Origin of the sequence: Mesorhizobium sp. WSM4898, assembly GCF_029625845.1 — a bacterium.
Taxonomy (GTDB): domain Bacteria; phylum Pseudomonadota; class Alphaproteobacteria; order Rhizobiales; family Rhizobiaceae; genus Mesorhizobium.
Genome location: NZ_JARTVQ010000001.1, coordinates 1,463,130 through 1,480,146, shown reverse-complemented (window position 1 = coordinate 1,480,146; position 17,017 = coordinate 1,463,130). Strand labels below are relative to the sequence as shown.

Here is a 17,017-nt window from a genome sequence, read left to right as displayed (position 1 = left end):
GTCGCGCCGCGGCCTTCAAAACCGGTTCCGCACCAGTCGAAAAGACAGCGCCGAAGCGCCCTGTCCGGCACGCGCATCGCGACAACTCGGAGGTTAAGACCTTGGACAAGACATCGCATCCCTATATTCCGACACTGCTCGATCAGCTTAACGAGGGCGAGATCAGCCGCAGGGACTTCTTGCGCAAGTCGACGCTGCTCGGGCTTTCGGCCGGCGCGGCCTATGCCATGGCCGGCATCATCGACCCGGCGACGCAAGCGCGTGCCGGCGACCTGCCGAAAGGCGGCAATTTGCGCATCGGCATGCGCTGCATGGAGATCAAGGATCCGCATCTGGCCGACTTCGCCGAAAAATCCAACGTCATCCGCCAGGTCTGCGAATATTTGACCTTTACCGACCGCAACAACATCACTCACCCCTATCTCTTGGAGAAGTGGGACGTCAGCGATGACCTGAAGACCTGGACGCTGCACATCCGCAAGGATGTGAAATGGCGTGACGGCAGGGCGCTTAATGCCGACGACGTGGTCTGGAACCTGAAGCGTGTCAGCGATCCCAAAGTCGGCTCCTCGGTGCTCGGCCTGTTCACCGGCTATCTCGTCGAGGAGTACGATACCGGCGAGAAGGACGACAAGGGCAATCCGAAGAAGTCGAGCCGGCTCTGGTCCGACAAGGCGATTGAGAAGGTCGACGACAGCACGGTGCGGCTGAACCTGTTCTCGCCGCAGATCGCGGTCGCCGAACATCTCTTCCATTATCCGATGTTCATCCTCGATCCGAAGGACAATGGCGCCTTCGGCCCGAGCGCCAACGGCACCGGTCCCTTCGAGATGGTCGAATACACGGTCGGCAAGGGCGCGAAGTACAAGGCGCGGGCCGATTATTGGGGCGGTGCCGCGCATCTCGACACGTTCGAATTCGTCGATCTCGGCGACAATCCCGGCGCCGGCATCGCCGCGATGGCGTCCAAGCAGGTCGATGGCCTGTCGGAAGCCGACGCGGTGCAGATCAATTCGATGAAGGCCTTCCCGCATGTCTCGGTCCACAAGGTCGAGACGACGCAGACCATCGTCATGCGCATGCATCCCGATGTCGAGCAGTTCAAGGACAAGCGCGTGCGCCAGGCCATGCGCCATGCGCTCGACCGCGACAAGATCATCCAGACCGTCCTGCTCGGCGCCGGCACGCCGGCCGAGGACCACCATGTGGCGCCGTCGCACCCCGAATATGCCGCGCTGCCCAAATGGCCGCGCGACGTCGAGAAGGCGAAGAAGCTGATGGCCGACGCCGGCCATGCCGACGGTTTCGAATTGGATTTGGTGACGCGGCCCGACCCGATCTGGGAGCTCAACACGACACAGGCGATGGCCGAACAGCTGAAGGACATCGGCATCAAGGCCAACATCAAGTCGCTGCCGAGCGCGCAGTACTGGGAAGTGTGGACCAGCGCGCCCTTCAGCCTGACCGCCTGGGGCCACCGCCCGCTCGCCATCATGACGCTCGGCCTCGCCTACCGCTCCAATGCCGCCTGGAATGAATCGCATTTCTCGAACGCCGAATTCGACAAGCTGCTCACCCAGGCCGAGGGCATTCTCGACCCGAAGGAGCGCAGGAAGGTGATGGAGAAGATCGAGCTGATCATGCAGGACGAGGGCCCGATCGTGCAGCCGTTCTGGCGCATCTTCTCGACCGTCATGGACAAGAAGGTGCAGGGCTTCGAACTGCATCCATCACAGTACATCTTCGCCAAGGATTATGCGGTCGCCTCCGCCTAGACCACGCTGCGCCCGGCCGGCGACAGAACGGCCGGGCGTTCCTTTCCACTCGCACCCAGAACGGAAACGTCCGGCTGATGGCAATATTCGTGGCGAAACGGCTGGCGATGATGCTGCTCACCATGGTCGCGGCGTCGTTTCTGGTATTCGCCGTCTGCGAGTTCACCCCGGGCAGCGTCGCGCGCAAATCGCTCGGGCCGTTCGCGACGCAAGAGCAGGTCGATTTCCTGACCAAGAAGCTGAGGGCCGACGATCCGCTGCTGGTGCGCTACGGGCGCTGGGCGGGCGTGCTGCTCGGCATCATTCCGGATCCGCTCCAGGACCCGAGCACCGGGCTCAATTTCAAGGATCCGCGCGGCGCGCAGTATTTCGGCAATTTCGGCTATTCGACGCTGAACAAGCTGCCCGTCAACGACGTCATCTGGAACCGGCTCGGCAATACGGCGATCCTGGCCGGGCTGGCCTTTCTGCTGATCGTGCCGCTGTCGATCGTCTTCGGCATCCTGTCCGGCCTGAAGGAAGGCGGCGTGCTCGACCGGCTCTTGTCGGTGATCTGCATAACCTTCACCTCGATCCCGGAATTCGCGTCGGGCGTGTTTCTGGTCACCCTATTCGTCATTCTCTGGCCCGTGCTGCCGGGCACCAGCCCGCTCGATACAGAGGGCGGCTGGTCCGTTCCCTCGCAGCTCGTGCTGCCGGTGGCGGTGCTCGTCATCTATGATTTCGGCTATGTCGCGCGCATGATCCGCGTGTCCATGATCGGGGTGATGGAAAAGCCCTTTATCCGCACCGCGGTGCTGAAGGGAATGAGCACGCGCCAGGTCGTCATCGGCCATGCCCTGCGAAACGCGATGATCGCCCCGTTCACGGTGCTGCTCCTGCAGATCAACTTCCTGATCAGCGGCGTGGTGGTGACCGAACTCGTCTTCGCCTATCCCGGCTTCGGTCGGCTGCTGCTCGATGCCAGCCTGTTCGGCGACATCGCGACCATCGAGGCGGCCACGCTGATCACCGTCGCCATCGCGGTCACGACGCAATTCGTCGGCGATCTCGGTTACATGCTGCTCGATCCACGCATAAGATTGCGATGAGCGCACTGGTCGAGCAAAGAGCTATGGAGGCGACAGCCGTCAAGGCAACGGGCAGGGCACGCCTGAAATGGGCGCGCATCCTGCGCTCGCCTACCGCACTGGTCGGGCTGTTCCTGGTCGGCTTCTGGGTGCTTGCGGCGATCCTCGCACCGGTGCTGCCGCTCTATTCTCCGACCGAGCAGGATGTGATGGCGCTAGCCGACCCGACGCCATCGGCGGCGCATTGGCTCGGCGTCGACATTCTCGGCCGCGATGAGCTGTCTCGCCTGATCTTCGGCGCCCGCACCGTGCTGGTCGTCGCGCCGCTTTCGGTTGCGGTCGCCATGATCGTCGGCATCACGCTCGGCATGATCGCCGGCTATTACGGCGGCTGGATCGATGCCGTGATCAGCCGCCTTTCCGACATCATCCTCGCCTTCCCGGTGCTGGTCCTCTACGTCATCCTGATCGCCAATATCGGGCCATCGATAATCAACATCGTCATCGCCACGACGATTGCCTCGGCGCCAGGAATCGGGCGAATAACGCGCGGGCTGGTACTCGGCCTGAAGGAGCAGGAATACATCGCCGCCGCAAGGCTGCGCGCCGAAAGTACTTTATACATCATGCTTGTCGAGCTGTTGCCCAACTGCCGCGGCATGCTGATCGTCGATGCCTGTCTGCGCATCGGCTACACCATCATCACCATCGGCATCCTCGGCTTCCTTGGCCTTGGCCTGCCGCCGCCCAATCCCGACTGGGGCGGCATGGTCAAGGAAAGCACGACGGTGCTCAACGTCTGGCCTTTGATGTCGGTGCTGCCCTCAATCGCCATCGTCAGCCTGGTTCTGGGTTTCAATCTTTTGGCCGACGGCCTGCGGGAGGCCTGGAAGCCATGACGATGGTCGCCGAGCCAATTTCGACGAAAGGCGAGCGTGCGTCCGAGACGCCGCTCCTCGCTGTCCGAGATCTGCGCATCGAGTTTCGCGGGAAGGCCGAGACGATCGTTGCGGTGCCGAAGCTGTCTTTCGAGGTGAAGCCCGGCGAAAGCTTCGGGCTGGTCGGCGAATCCGGCTGCGGCAAGAGCACCACGGCGATGGCGATCATGGGCTATCTCGGTGCGACAGGCGTCGTCGCCAGCGGCAGTATCCGCTTCGAACGCGAGGAACTGGTCAACGCACCGGCGCATAAGCTTCGCGCCATACGCGGGCGGCGCATCGCCATGGTCTATCAGGACCCGATGAGCGCGCTCAATCCGGTCAAAACGATCGGCGCGCAGCTTGCCGAGGTGCCGATGCTTCATCTCGGCGCAAGTCGCGTCGAGGCGCTCGACATGGCAGCCGCCATGCTGAAAGACGTGCGCCTGCCCGATGCCGGCGACATGCTGAAGCGCTATCCGCACCAGCTTTCGGGCGGCCAGCAGCAGCGCGTCGTCATCGCCATGGCGCTGCTCGGGCGGCCGTCGCTGCTCCTGCTCGACGAGCCGACCACCGGTCTCGACGTGACGGTGGAGTCGGCGGTGATCGATCTGATCGGCGAGCTGCGCCGTCGCTATGGAACCAGCCTACTGTTCATCTCGCACAATCTCGGTCTGATCGCCGAAAGCTGCGACCGGGTCGGCATCATGTATTCCGGCGAGCTGGTCGAGGAGGCGCCGACGTGCGAGCTGTTCGGCCGGCCACGCCATCCCTACACGCAAGGGCTGATCGACTGCATTCCCGATATCGGGCACGGCAAGCACAGTCGCACGCTTGCCGCCATTCCGGGCCATATCCCGCTGACGTCGGAGCGGCCGCGCGGCTGCCTGTTTGGTCCGCGCTGCGCCGGTTTCCGCGCCGGCCTGTGCGACCGGCCCGGCATGACGCTGGAACCGGTCGGCGAGCGGCATGTTGTGCGCTGCGTGCGCTGGCCCGAACTCGAGGTGGCTCATCGCGAGCTTCCGCCGCTATCCGGCGAGAGTGCGGCACCGGCAGCCGAGATCACTTTCTCCGACATCACCAAGTTCTATCACCTCGGTTACCACAAGACGCTGAAGGCCAATGAGGCCGTATCCTTCGAGGCCGGCAAGGCCGAGATCGTCGCGCTGGTCGGCGAATCCGGCTGCGGCAAGTCGACCCTGGCGCGTATCGTCACCGGCCTCGACCGCGCCACTTCGGGCGAAATCCGCATGGCTGGCGAAAACATCGCCGCGATCGAAGCGAGCGCGCGGCCGAAGCCCCTGCTGCAATCGATCCAGATGGTGTTCCAGAACCCGGACTCGACGCTCAATCCGTCGCACAGCGCCGGCTTCTCGATCCGTCGCTCGCTGAAGAAGTTCGGCATCCGCAAGGGCAAGGCGGCCATCGACCAGCGCATGCGCGAGCTGCTGGAGATGGTCCGGCTTTCGCCGGACTTCGCCGCCCGCCGGCCGAGCCAGTTGTCCGGCGGGCAGAAGCAGCGCATCGCCATCGCCCGCGCCTTCGCCTCCGATCCGTCGCTGATCGTCGCCGACGAGCCTGTGTCGGCGCTGGATGTCTCCGTGCAGGCGGCCGTGGTGACGCTGCTGCTCGACATCCAGAAGACCCGGCATGCGACGATGCTGTTCATCAGCCATGACCTGGCGCTGGTGCGCCACGTCGCCGACAAGGTCGTGGTGATGTATCTCGGCAAGGTGATGGAAAAAGGCACCGTCGAGGAGATCTTCGGCGGTGCGACCCATCCGTACACCGAGGCGCTGATCTCGGCGATCCGCAGCACCAAACCGGAAGGGGCAGAGCGCAACCGCATCACGCTGACCGGCGACACGCCGAGCCCCGTCGATGTCCCGCGCGGCTGCCGCTTTGCCAGTCGCTGCCATCGCAAGCTGGGTTCGATCTGCGACAGGGAACCGCCACCGATCCGCAGGATGTCCGCCACGCACGAGATCGCCTGCCACATTCCGGCGGAAGCGCTGGAGAGTCCCAGGCATCCGGACGAGGCGAGCGACCGTTCATGACGAGGCCAGCTTCACTGGGCCGCCTCTGGCGTCAGGCCGAACGGTCGCGCGCCATCCTGTCGATCATGGCGCGCATCTGCCTGGCCGGCACCGGCAGCGCCATGCTGACCACCGCGGTCTCGCTTGCATTGAGCGCGCCGGGAATCGACCCCTCCGAAGTGCAATTGGTGCTGACCGCTTACCCGGTCGGATTTCTCATCGGCTGCCTCGTCGCGCGTCCGCTGGTGTCGCGCGTCGGCCATGAGCGCGCCTTCTTCGCCATAACCGTGCTTGCAAGCCTCGCCGCCGCGGGGTTCGCGCTCACCGATTCCATGCCGGCATGGCTCTGCTTCCGACTGCTCGGCGGCCTTGCCATGGCGGCGATGTTCGTTGTCTGCGAAAGCTGGATCAACCTCTATGCCGACCAGCACAATCGCGGCAGGCTGTTTTCCATCTACATGCTGACGACGGCGGTCGCGGTGCTGTTCGGACAGCTGCTGCTGGAGATCGTCGGCGCGCATTCGCCGCATTTGTTCGCCGTCAGCGCGGCGACGGTGCTCTTGTCGGCGCTTGCACGGTTTGTCTCCAGGCCTTGGCCTGCCCTGCCCGCCGAGCAAACCGAGCCGTCCCTGGCCGATATCCCGGCGCATGACGAACGCTACGGCGTCATCCAGTTGCTGCGTCTCGCTCCGGTAACGGTGGTCAGCATCTTCCAGGCAGGCATCACCAACATGAACATCTTCGTGCTGACGCCAATCTACGGCGCCAAGATCGGACTGTCCGCCGCCGCCACTGTCGGCCTGGTGACGACCGTCAGCATTGCCGGCATGCTGGCGCAGACGCCTATCGGATGGCTGTCCGACCGGTTCGACAGGCGCATCATGCTGCTTGTCCAGGGACTGCTTTCCGTGTCGCTATGCGCCTCTATCGCCTGGCTGGGCAGCGGACCGCTACCGCTGCTCTTCCTGCTGTTCTTCCTCTATGGAGCAACCGCGCTCACGGTCTATCCTGTGGCCATCGCCTTCGCCAATTCGCGCATGCACAGCCGGCACATGGTGGCGGCTTCGGGGACGCTGCTTCTGCTCTATTCGATCGGCAACATCCTGACGCCGGGTCTCGCCGCGGGACTGATGGAGCGTACCGCGCCGCAGGCCATGCTGTTTGTGCTCGGCACCGGCGGCATTCTGGTGGCGGTTGCGGCTTGCATCAATCTGCGGCGGCGCCCGGTCAGTGTAGCGGTTGCGCAGCCGTGCGGAGGCGAGCCGTGAACAGCGCCCTTCCCCACCGTCTGGATGGCAAGTTCGTTCTGATCACGGGCGCCGCGAGCGGCATCGGCGCGGCGATCGCGCGCCGCTGCGCCGACGAGGGAGCCCGTGTCGCCTGCTCGGATCGGGACACAGCATCGACGAAGGCACTTGCCGCCAGCCTTGGGCCCAATGCTCTGGCTGTCGACTGTGATGTCACCGATCAGGACTCGGTCCAAGATGCTGTCGACGCGACAGCTCAAGCATTCGGCCGGCTGGACGGTCTGGTCCACAACGCCGCGGCTCCCTCGACCGACGGCACCGTCGCCGACCTTGCCGTCGGCAAGTGGCGGCTGGAACTCGACGTCAGCCTGACCGGCGCGTTCCTGATCTCCAAATTCGCCGTGCCGCTGATGGCATCGAGCGGCGGCGGGTCGATCGTCTTCATCGGCTCGCAATTCGCGCGCGTCGCTGTCGGCAAGGCGGTGGCCTATTGCGCGGCGAAGGCGGGGCTTGTGCATCTGGCGAAGGCCATGGCTGTCGACCATGCGGATCAGAACATCCGGGTGAACAGCCTGTCGCCGGGAGCGGTCGCGACCGCGCGCCTGCTGCAGCGCTGGCCCAGTCTGGAGGCGGCCGACAAGGGTCTAGGGCCTGCGCATCTGCTCGGACGAATTGCCGAGCCCGAAGAGATCGCGGCCGCCTGCGCCTTTCTGCTTTCGTCCGACGCTTCCTTCGTCACCGGCACGGACCTCCTGGTGGATGGCGGCTATGCGGTGCGTTGAACCAATTTCCAGCATAGGAGGCTCCAAGACATGACCCTTCTCGTCACAGGTGGCACCGGCTTCGTCATGAGCGTGGTGGCGCGTGCCTGGCTGGACCGCGACCCTGGCGCGCGCGCTGTCATCCTGGATCGCGCCGTCCTCGACGCCGCGGCAGAAAGGCATTTCGCTCCGGTGCGCGATCGGCTTACGGTGATCAGCGCGGATATCCTCGACCCGACGGCGTGGTCCGCCGCACTCGACAAAGAGCACATCACCGCGATCGTACATGGCGCGACGATCACACCGATTTCGCGCGGCAGCGCCACGGAGGCCAAGCGCCAGCCGGAGGCCGAGGACCCGGCCCGCATCGTCGATGTCAATCTCATGGGAACAGTGCGCATGCTTGAATGGGCACGCGCGCGAGCCAGCGTGAAGCGCTTCGTCTATGTCAGTTCGGGAGCCATCTATCGGCACAATGGCCCAGACTGGAGCGGCGAGCCGCTGCCGGAGGACGGCTACGTCGCGCCCTTGACGCTTTACGGCATCTCCAAATTCGCCTCCGAGATGGTGACCAACCGCTATGCCGACCTGTTCGGCCTGTCGGCGGTTTCGGTCCGGCTTGCTTCCGTCTACGGCCCGATGGATCGCGCGACCGAGAGCCGCAACTTTCGCCATGTCCCCAACCGTGTTGCGCACATGGCCCTGGCCGGCGAAACGATCCGGCCGAACAGTCTGGAGCCGGTGGGCGACTATCTTTCCTCGACCGATGTCGCTGCCGCGATCCTCGCGCTGCTCGATGCGCCGCGCCTCAATTACCGCCATTACAATCTCGGCTCCGGCTCCAGCCAGACCATCGGCGAGATCATCGCCTGGGCAAAGGAGCGTGTTCCGGCGCTGAAGGTTGAGGTGACGCCTGGAGAAGACGCCAATATCGTACAGGACGTGTCGCTGAAAGGCGGCATGTGGGGCGCCTACGACATCGCGCGGATCATGCGTGATACGGCATGGCGGCCGCGCCCGGGCAAGGAGGCGTTCCACGCCTATATGGACTGGATTTCGGCCAACGAGATGAAGTGAGAGGGATTGCCATGACAAGCGCTGCCTCACAACCGGTCCAGCCGCGCGACTTCGTCGGCTATGGACCGAACCCGCCCTATGTCACCTGGCCGGACGGCGCGAAAGTCGCGATCAATCTCGTGCTGAACTACGAGGAAGGGTCGGAGTACAACTGGCTGGATGACGGCCGCAACGACAATTGGGGCGAGTACAACAACCCCGGCCTTTCACCGCATCGCGACCTCGGCACCGAAACGCATTTCGAATATGGCAGCCGGGCCGGCGTCTGGCGGTTGGCTCGGCTGTTCGACCGCTACGATGTGCCGATCACGGTGTCGGCTTGCGCAGTGGCGCTGGAGAAGAATCCCGCCGTCGCCGAGTGGATGAATGCGCGCGGTCACGACCTGCTCGGTCACGGGCTGCGCTGGACCGATTATCCCGGCATGCCGCGCGAGGAAGAGGAGCGGCAGTTGCACGAAGCGATCGCACTTTATGAGAGGGTGCTTGGCCGGCGGCCGCTCGGCTGGAACTGCCGCTCGTTTCCAAGCGTCAACACCCGCGATCTGCTGGTGCGCGAGGGCGGCTTTCTCTACCACTCCGATCCCTGCAACGACGAGCTGCCCTATTTCGTCGACCATGGCGAGGAGAAAATCCTGGTCGTGCCCTATTCCAAGACGCTCAACGACAGCCGCTTCCTCATCGCGCCGGGTTACAGCAATCCACGCGACTTTGCCGAGGATTGCCGCTCGGCCATCGATTACATGCTGTGGGAGGCGGAAGAGACGGGCGGACGGATGCTCAACATCTGCGTGCACGCGCGCTGGATGGGTCAGCCGAACCGGGCGTCCGGCCTGCGCGAGGTGATCGAGCACGTGCAAAAGACGCCGGGGGCGATCTTCATGCGGCGCGCCGACATCGCGCGGTACTGGCTCGACAATCACCGGACGTTTGCCGGCAAGCGTGCCGGCTGAACAGCGGAATGTTCGAAACCCTCATCACCGGCGCGACAATCGTCAACGCGGAGGGCGAATCCCGCCGCGACATTGCCATCAACGCCGGCAGGATCGCGGCCCTGATCCAGCCAGGAGACGCGGCCGAAGCGCGGAAGGTGATCGACGCCAGCGGCTGTATGCTGCTGCCCGGTCTCGTCGATGCGCACGCGCATCTGCGCGAACCGGGACTGACCCACAAGGAAGACTTCTTGTCGGGCACGCATGCGGCCGCGCTCGGCGGCGTGACGACGGTGCTCGACATGCCGACCGACGAGCCCTGGACGGCGACGGCAGACCAGCTTGCCGAGAAGATGTCGATGGCCGAAGGCAAGCTCAACGTCGATGTCGGCTTCCAGGCTGTTGTCAGCGAGAGGCTGGACAGTCTCGAAAGGCTCGCGGCGCTTGCCCCGGTGTCGTTCGAGCTTTTCACGGCGGATGTCCCAGAGCCGTTTCTTTTTCCGACGGTGGACACCGTTCTTCACGCGCTCAAGCGGATGAGCTCGATCAAGACGATCGTCGGCATCTCGCCCGGCGATCAATCGCTGCTGGTGGGCAGCGCCGGGCGCGTTCATTCTTGCGACATCGCAGCGTTCCGCGAAAGCCGGCCACCACTGGCCGAGGCCAATGGCATCGCGCGGGCGCTGCTGGCGGCGGCCGAGACCGGCGCGCGCGTTCATGTCCGCCAGATCAACTCGGCGCTCGGCGTCGAGACCTGGCGGCGCCTGCGCGATCTTGCCGATGCCAGCGTCGAGACGACACCCCAGAACCTGTTCTTCTGCGCGGACGACTACGAAAAGCAAGGCGCGCGACTGAAGGGATCACCGCCGTTCCGGCCGAGGCAAGATGTGCAGCGCCTCCGCGAGGCTGTAGCGGCCGGGCTGATCGACATCATCGCCACCGATCACGCGCCACACAGCCCTGCTGAGAAGGCCGCCGACTATCCGGCTTTCGCGGACATCCCGGGCGGCATGCCCGGACTGCAGACGCTGCTGTCCGTCATGCTCAAGCTCGTCGACGAAGACCTGATCGGACTGCGCGACATCGCGCGCCTGTGCGCGGCCAATCCGGCCAACCGGTTTGGGCTTGGCCGGCGCAAGGGCAGGCTGGCCGTCGGCCACGATGCCGACATCCTCCTCATCGACCCGACGCGAACCTTTGCCATCCGCGATGCCGACCAGAAATCAAAGGCCGGCTACACGCCGTTTGACGGTTGGAGCATTTCAGCAAGCTTGCGGCAGGTGTTCCTGCGCGGCGAGGAAATCATGTGTGACGGCGCGCTGGTCAAGTCGGGACAAGGCCAAGTGGTGCGGTGGGAAAGCTGAGGCAGGCAAGATGGGTCTTCTGGACGGCAAGGTTGCCATTGTCACCGGCGCGAGCTCCGGCATCGGCCGCGCCATCGCGCAACGCTACGCACAAGACGGCGCGAAGGTGGTGGTCGCCGATACGCGCGAGGAGCCTATCGAAGGCGGCGAAACAACGGTCCGGCTGATCGAAGCGGCTGGCGGTGAGGCGATCTTCATCACCACGGACATTGCCGATCAGGAGGCCGTCATAACCATGATGCGGCAGGCGGTGGACCGGTTCGGGCGGCTGGATATCCTGGTCAACAACGCCGCGATCTACACCTCGACCAATCTGCTCGAGACCACGCCGGAGCAATGGGCGAAGGTGATCGACGTCAACGTCACCGGCTTCTTCTACTGCTCGCAACAGGCGGTTCTGCAAATGCTCAAGCAGGAGCCGGTCAACGGCGTACGCGGGCGCATCATCAATATCGCCTCGCAGCACGGTATGGTCGCCTGCCCGGGCGATTTCCCCTATTCGGTCAGCAAGGGCGCGATCGTGCAGATGACGCGCCAGATTGCGGTCGATCACGCCGAGGACCTGATCGTCTGCAATGCGATAGCGCCGGGCAAGATCATCACCGGCAAGCCGGGCATCGCCAACGACCCTGGTGCGCTCGACTATTCGCGCCGCCGCACGCCATGGCCGCGGCTTGGCGAGCCGAACGATGTCGCCGGCGCGGCGCTTTTCCTGGCCAGCGACCTTGCGACATACGTCACCGGGATCAACCTGATGGTGGACGGCGGCTGGATGGCCGGCTGACCGGTCATCGCGCGAAAGCAAAGGCCGGCTGCAAAGCGGCCGGCCTCCTTCCTATCCGACGATCACGACGATCGCAGCTACTTATTCGGCACTTCGTAGACCTTGCCGTGCCAAGGTGCTGCATCGATCTGGTCGAGGGCCATCACGTAAAGCTCCTTTTCATCGGGCCCGAAGGCGAAGTTCGGCATGGACGGCGACGGCACCGAAAGCGTGCGCAAGAGCTTGGCGTCCTTGTCCACCACTATGATCTTGCCCGGCGCGTCGAGCGAGCGCGGGCTCTGGCCGATATACATCTCGCCAGCCTCGTCCATCTTGATGCCGTCCGGCCAGATATGCGGCTGGTTCGGGAACAGATCGTCGAGCCGAAGGAAGACGCGACGGTTGCTCAAGCTGTGATCGGCCCCGACATCGAACTCGATGATGCGGTTGTCCTCGGTTTCGACCAGGTAGAGCATCTTGCCGTCGTTCGACATGACCAGCCCATTGGCATTGTGCAGGTCGCCAGCCACCTTCTTCACGCTGCCGTCCTTGCCGATGTAGTAGGCCGACGCGTCGATCAGCGGACCGCCCTTGCCGGAGCCGGTGAAGTAGATGCCGCCCTCCTTGTCCGGCGCGAAATCATTGGGGCCGCTGAACGGCTTGCCGTCGGTGTCCTTGTCGTAGGCCGGCAGCGTCTTGCCGTCGGCCGAGATGCGGCCGATCGTGTTGTTGTCGTAGCAGGTGACGACGAATTCGCCCGTCGCGGTCGGCAGCACGGCCGAAGGGCCGCAGCCATCCATCTTCCAGAAAATCGCGTTCTTCTTGCCGTCCCAAACGTCCACAGTGCCGCGGCCGTATTCGACGTAGAAGAGCTTGTCCTGGTACCAGATCGGGCCCTCGGCGAACCAAGCGTCGTCATTGATCACCTTGACATTCGCGGCGTATGCCGATGCGGTAAGAGCGAGGGCTAACACTGTGCCCAGCAAATGCTGTCTTGTCATGCGCTTCCCCTTTCTTTCGTTGAACTCCAGGCGCTTAGGGCTCGCCGGCGCCGATCTCCTCCTTGCGGCGCGCCACATAGGCGTCCAGCTCCTCGCGGATGGCTGGATCCATAACCGGTTCCTCGTAGTCGCTGAGTGCCTGCTGCCAGAGCTGCGTCGCCCGCTCCAGCGCATCGTGGCCGCCCGCTTCCTGCCAGCTGCCGTAATTTTGCCAATTGGACAGCATCGGCCGGTAGAAGGCGGTCTCGTAGCGCGCCATGGTGTGCTCCGACCCGAAGAAATGTCCGCCGGTCGGCACGGCCTTGATCGCCTCGAAGCCGAGGTCGTCCTCCTCGAACGGCATCGGCCGCAGGAACTCCATCATGTTCTGCAGGATCTCGACGTCGAGGACGAGCTTCTCGTAGGAGGCTGTCAGCCCGCCCTCCAGCCATCCGGCGGCGTGATAGATCAGGTTCGCGCCGCCGAGCACCGCGCCCCAGGTCGCCATCTCGGTCTCATAGGCCGCCTGCAGGTCGACGACATTGGAGGCATTGGCATTGGAGGTGCGGTAGGGAAGGTTATAGCGCCGCGCCAGCTGTCCGGCGACGATGTTGGCCTTGGCGTTCTCCGGCGTGCCGAAGGCAGGCGCGCCGGAACGCATGTCGACATTGGACGTGAAGGCGCCATACATCACCGGCGTGCCGGGATTGACCAGCTGCGTCAGCGTCACGCCGAACAGGGCCTCGGCATTCTGCTGCGCAAGAGCCGCGGCCAGCGTCACCGGGGTCATGGCGCCCATCAGGGTGAAGGGCGTGATCGTCACCGGCTGGCCGTGCTCGGCCATGGCGATCAGGCCTTCGGCCATCGCCTCGTCGAACAGGCGCGGCGAGTTGACGGAAATAATCGTCGTGACCCCCGGCGAATTGCGCAGTGCCTCGATGGTCGTGCCGCGTGCGATCGCCGTCATGGCGATGCTATCCATGGCGCGGCCGCGGCCGATCGCCGAGCAATGGAAGCTCAGATCCGACAGCGTGAGATTGGCGCGATAGGTGTCGAGATGGCGCGAATTCGCCGGCAGCTCCATAGGCGCCACCACCTGGTTGCCGATGATATGGATGGCGTTGAAATGGTGCGCGAGGCGGATGAAGTTCTCATAGTCAGCCAGATTGCCCTGCCGGCGGCCGTTGATGCGGTCATGCACATTGGGCGGCCCGGCGACCAGCCCGAACACCAGCGAATTGCCGCCGATGCGGATCTGCTTGTCCGGATTGCGCGAGCTTAGCGAGAAGGACGATGGCGCGTTCCTAAGCGCTTCTCTGACGATACTCTCGTCGATCCGCACCGTGTTCTCGGCCCGATCAACGATGGCGCCCGCGGCCTCGAAGATACCCAGCACCTTCTCGCCCATGACGCGGATGCCGAGTTCGGACATAATACGCATCGAGGTCCGGTGGAGCTTGTCCATCTGCTCCTCGTCGAGGATCTGCATCGGCGCGTAGGGGTTTGTGACGCGCTGCCAGGGCAGTTGCGCAATGCCGCCGCCACTGCGCCCGGCCGCTCTGGTGCGCCGTCCGCCGCTTCGCCTGTCATGCGCTGTCATCGGCCTGTCCTCCTTAATAGCCGCGTCCCGGATCCACCACATTCGCCAAAGGCTCGCCGCGCCGGTAGCGGGCGAGATTCTCGGCAAACATGCGTGCCGACTTCACGTCCCAGCCGTCGTAGACGGACGAGCAATGCGGCGTGACGATCACGTTCTCGTAGCCCCACAGCGGATGCGCCGGCGGCAGCGGCTCGAGGGCGAAGACGTCGAGCGCCGCGCCCTTGATCCGGCCACCGTCGAGCGCCGCAAGGAGCGCCGCCTCGTCAACGACGCCGCCGCGGGAAACGTCGATCAGCACCGCCGAAGGCTTCATCGCCGAGAAGGCTTCGCTGCCCACCATGCCACGTGTGCTTTCGAGCAGCGGCACCGCGCACAAGATGAAATCGGCACGGCCCCACAGGCTGGGCAGGTCGGCCATGCCGTGCACCTCATCGATGTGGTAGGTCGGTTTCGGGCTGGCGCGCACGCCCAGGGTCGTCATGCCGAAGGCCCTGGCCCGGACGGCGACCGCCTGCCCCGTCTTGCCGAGCCCAAGGATCAGAAGCGTCTTGCCCTGGATCGGCTCGACCTTGCCGGCCGTCCACCTCCTGGCAGCCTGCTCGCGTGCGAAGCCGCGCAGGCCGAGCGAGAAGGAAAGCATCGCGCCGAAGACATATTCGGCCATCATGTCGGCAGCGACGCCGGCCGAATTGGTTATCGTCACCCTTGTCGGATCCCAGGGGCGCAGGTGATCCGTGCCGGAGCCGCCGACCGAAACCCAGCGCACGGTCGGGCTCTCGACCAGCGCCGCGCGCGGATAGCGCGATCCCCGGTCGAATTTGATGGTGAACACCACCTCGGCGCCGGTGTCCGCAATCAGGTCGGGAAGCGCCTCGTAGCTGTCGCAGCCGAGCACCCTGAGATCGGGATGGGTTTCCGCCAGCGCCGCAATCGGCCCGTCCGGCGCGTCGCTGCTGACGATGATTGTTGGCCGCGCGGACATTTCAGCCCCGCCTCGGACCAGGAATGTGATCGGCAAGAGGACCCAGCGCCTCGAGCAAAGCCTTGCCTGCCTGCGGGCTGGTGTTCTCATGCGGCGCGCGCAGGTTGAGCCAGCGCTGGTCGCCGGAGCGCACGGCAAGTGCCGCTTTCATGCCGCCGATCAGCCCCGCGGTCTGAACCGCCTTTCGAAATTCCTTTATGGCGGCATCGGCGGCCGAGACGTCGCGGCCGGCGCGGGCGCCGTCATAGACGGCGCGGATAGCCTTGGCGTTGAGGTTGACGGAAGCGGAAATGCAACCCGCCGCGCCGGCGGCCAGGCCTTGGGTGAGCTGGCCTTCGGAACTCGGGAAGACGGAGACGTTGGGCGCCGCGGCGATCACGGCCGCGGTGTTGTCCCAGTTCCCGGCACTGTCCTTGTAGGCGACAACGGTTTCGGGAAATGCCGCGTTGAGCCGCGCCGTCAGCGCCGGCGATACCGGCACCCCGGAATTCTGCGGGATGTGATAGAGGATCAGCTTGAGCTTCGGGCTGGCGACTTTCTCGACCAGTTCCGAATAGTAGCGCGCCTGCCCGTCATCGCCCGCCGCGGTGTAGAAGAACGAGGGCAGCACCATGACGCCGGCGCAGCCGAGTTCCAGGGCATGCCGGCTGAGTTCGAGCGTCTCGGGCAGCGCGGTCACGCCTGTGCCGGGCATCATCTTATCCGCCGGGATGCCGGCCTCGGCCAGCCACTCCAGGGCTTGCATGCGTTCGCGCGGCGACAGCGACAGCGCCTCGCCGGTCGTCCCAAACGGCGAAAGGTAATGCGCGCCCTGAGCAAGCACCCATTTCGCATGGTTGACCCACAGATCGCGGGCGACGCTGCCGTCTTTGTCGAAGGGCGTCAGGATGGGCGCAATGACGCCTTGTACGCTGTTCATCGATGGTTCTCCCGGGTCGTCGTGTCGCCGTCGGCGAGCTGCGCCGCCGCGTCGACTGTTCTGATAAAGAATGCTGTCGAGGCGATGTCGAAGAAGATGTCGAAGCCCCCCACGCTGCGCACAAGCACGGCTTCGAGATGGGCGACGCGCGTCTGCGCGACCGCGTCATCGGCAAAACGGGCAGGCCTGAGGTCCAGTGCGCAAAGCCTCGCCATCACCGCTTCTGCCGACTGGCCGGAAAGTCGCATCCAGCTCCAGCCCTCCTCGCGCCAGGACCAATAGCCGCGCGGGTCCTTCTCGGCCTGCCAGTCGGCAATAAGCTTTGCGGCGGCGCCACCGGCCCCTATATCGTCAATCGCCAGGAAATCTTCGCTGCCAAGTCTTAGCAGCCTGACGCCGCCCTGTATGGCGATGCGATTGACGGGCGGTAAGGAGAGACCCTGCGCTTCGAGCCAGGCTGAACTGCCGGGGCCCTTGATGCCGAAGCGCGATCGGGCCGTCAGATCGGTCACTATCAGCTGCGCATTTGGCAGAACTGCTTCGGCGGCCGAGCCGTCCGGCGACAGGGGAAATGTTCGCATGGCAAGACCGGCCATC

General features: G+C 64.7%; 15 protein-coding genes. 10 read left to right on the top strand and 5 right to left on the bottom strand.

The features are described from left to right. Positions 1–101: 101 nt before the first annotated feature. The 10 genes from P9228_RS07280 (at position 102) to P9228_RS07235 (ending at position 11,960) form a co-directional block, all read left to right on the top strand. Positions 102–1,775 carry an ABC transporter substrate-binding protein gene (locus tag P9228_RS07280; protein WP_278052848.1) on the top strand — a complete coding sequence of 558 codons (1,674 nt, stop codon included), beginning with the start codon at positions 102–104 and terminating at the stop codon, positions 1,773–1,775. Between the two features lie 77 nt (positions 1,776–1,852). After that, a complete protein-coding gene (locus tag P9228_RS07275; protein ID WP_066989127.1) occupies positions 1,853–2,866 on the top strand; it encodes an ABC transporter permease in 1,014 nt (337 codons plus the stop codon). Continuing rightward, on the top strand, positions 2,863–3,744 hold the full coding sequence (locus tag P9228_RS07270; RefSeq protein ID WP_245299494.1) for an ABC transporter permease: 882 nt from the start codon (positions 2,863–2,865) through the stop codon (positions 3,742–3,744). The genes P9228_RS07275 and P9228_RS07270 overlap by 4 nt, the downstream gene beginning before the upstream one ends. After that, the gene (locus P9228_RS07265) at positions 3,741–5,819 is read left to right on the top strand and encodes an ABC transporter ATP-binding protein (protein ID WP_095801028.1); all 2,079 of its coding nucleotides are present in this window, start codon (positions 3,741–3,743) and stop codon (positions 5,817–5,819) included. The genes P9228_RS07270 and P9228_RS07265 overlap by 4 nt, the downstream gene beginning before the upstream one ends. After that, a complete protein-coding gene (locus P9228_RS07260) occupies positions 5,816–7,066 on the top strand; it encodes an MFS transporter (RefSeq protein ID WP_095801029.1) in 1,251 nt (416 codons plus the stop codon). Before P9228_RS07265 ends, P9228_RS07260 begins: the two co-directional genes overlap by 4 nt. Beyond that, positions 7,063–7,827: an SDR family oxidoreductase gene (locus P9228_RS07255; RefSeq protein WP_278052847.1), complete on the top strand. Its 765-nt coding sequence runs from the start codon at positions 7,063–7,065 to the stop codon at positions 7,825–7,827. Before P9228_RS07260 ends, P9228_RS07255 begins: the two co-directional genes overlap by 4 nt. A gap of 30 nt (positions 7,828–7,857) precedes the next feature. Next, the gene (locus tag P9228_RS07250; RefSeq protein WP_278052846.1) at positions 7,858–8,883 is read left to right on the top strand and encodes an NAD(P)-dependent oxidoreductase; all 1,026 of its coding nucleotides are present in this window, start codon (positions 7,858–7,860) and stop codon (positions 8,881–8,883) included. 11 nt (positions 8,884–8,894) lie between these two features. After that, positions 8,895–9,833 (top strand): polysaccharide deacetylase family protein, encoded by a 939-nt coding sequence (locus tag P9228_RS07245; protein WP_278052845.1) that lies wholly within the window; start codon positions 8,895–8,897, stop codon positions 9,831–9,833. Between the two features lie 8 nt (positions 9,834–9,841). Then, positions 9,842–11,176: a dihydroorotase family protein gene (locus tag P9228_RS07240; RefSeq protein WP_278052844.1), complete on the top strand. Its 1,335-nt coding sequence runs from the start codon at positions 9,842–9,844 to the stop codon at positions 11,174–11,176. A gap of 10 nt (positions 11,177–11,186) precedes the next feature. Further along, the gene (locus tag P9228_RS07235) at positions 11,187–11,960 is read left to right on the top strand and encodes a glucose 1-dehydrogenase (protein WP_278052843.1); all 774 of its coding nucleotides are present in this window, start codon (positions 11,187–11,189) and stop codon (positions 11,958–11,960) included. Positions 11,961–12,037: 77 nt separating this feature from the next. Here P9228_RS07235 and P9228_RS07230 read toward each other — a convergent pair whose 3' ends face one another. The 5 genes from P9228_RS07230 to P9228_RS07210 are packed head-to-tail and all read right to left on the bottom strand — an operon-like array spanning position 12,038 to position 17,016. Then, positions 12,038–12,940: an SMP-30/gluconolactonase/LRE family protein gene (locus P9228_RS07230; protein WP_278052842.1), complete on the bottom strand. Its 903-nt coding sequence runs from the start codon at positions 12,938–12,940 to the stop codon at positions 12,038–12,040. Positions 12,941–12,974: 34 nt separating this feature from the next. Continuing rightward, on the bottom strand, positions 12,975–14,519 hold the full coding sequence (locus tag P9228_RS07225) for a trimethylamine methyltransferase family protein (RefSeq protein WP_095825743.1): 1,545 nt from the start codon (positions 14,517–14,519) through the stop codon (positions 12,975–12,977). A 13-nt stretch (positions 14,520–14,532) separates the two neighbouring features. Continuing rightward, entirely contained in the window at positions 14,533–15,501 is a 969-nt protein-coding gene (locus tag P9228_RS07220; RefSeq protein WP_095826972.1) for a D-2-hydroxyacid dehydrogenase, read from the bottom strand. A 1-nt stretch (position 15,502) separates the two neighbouring features. Continuing rightward, positions 15,503–16,420: a dihydrodipicolinate synthase family protein gene (locus tag P9228_RS07215; RefSeq protein WP_278052841.1), complete on the bottom strand. Its 918-nt coding sequence runs from the start codon at positions 16,418–16,420 to the stop codon at positions 15,503–15,505. Further along, complete coding sequence (locus tag P9228_RS07210; RefSeq protein WP_278052840.1) at positions 16,417–17,016, bottom strand: hypothetical protein; 600 nt, start codon at positions 17,014–17,016, stop codon at positions 16,417–16,419. The genes P9228_RS07215 and P9228_RS07210 overlap by 4 nt, the downstream gene beginning before the upstream one ends. Position 17,017: the final 1 nt, after the last annotated feature.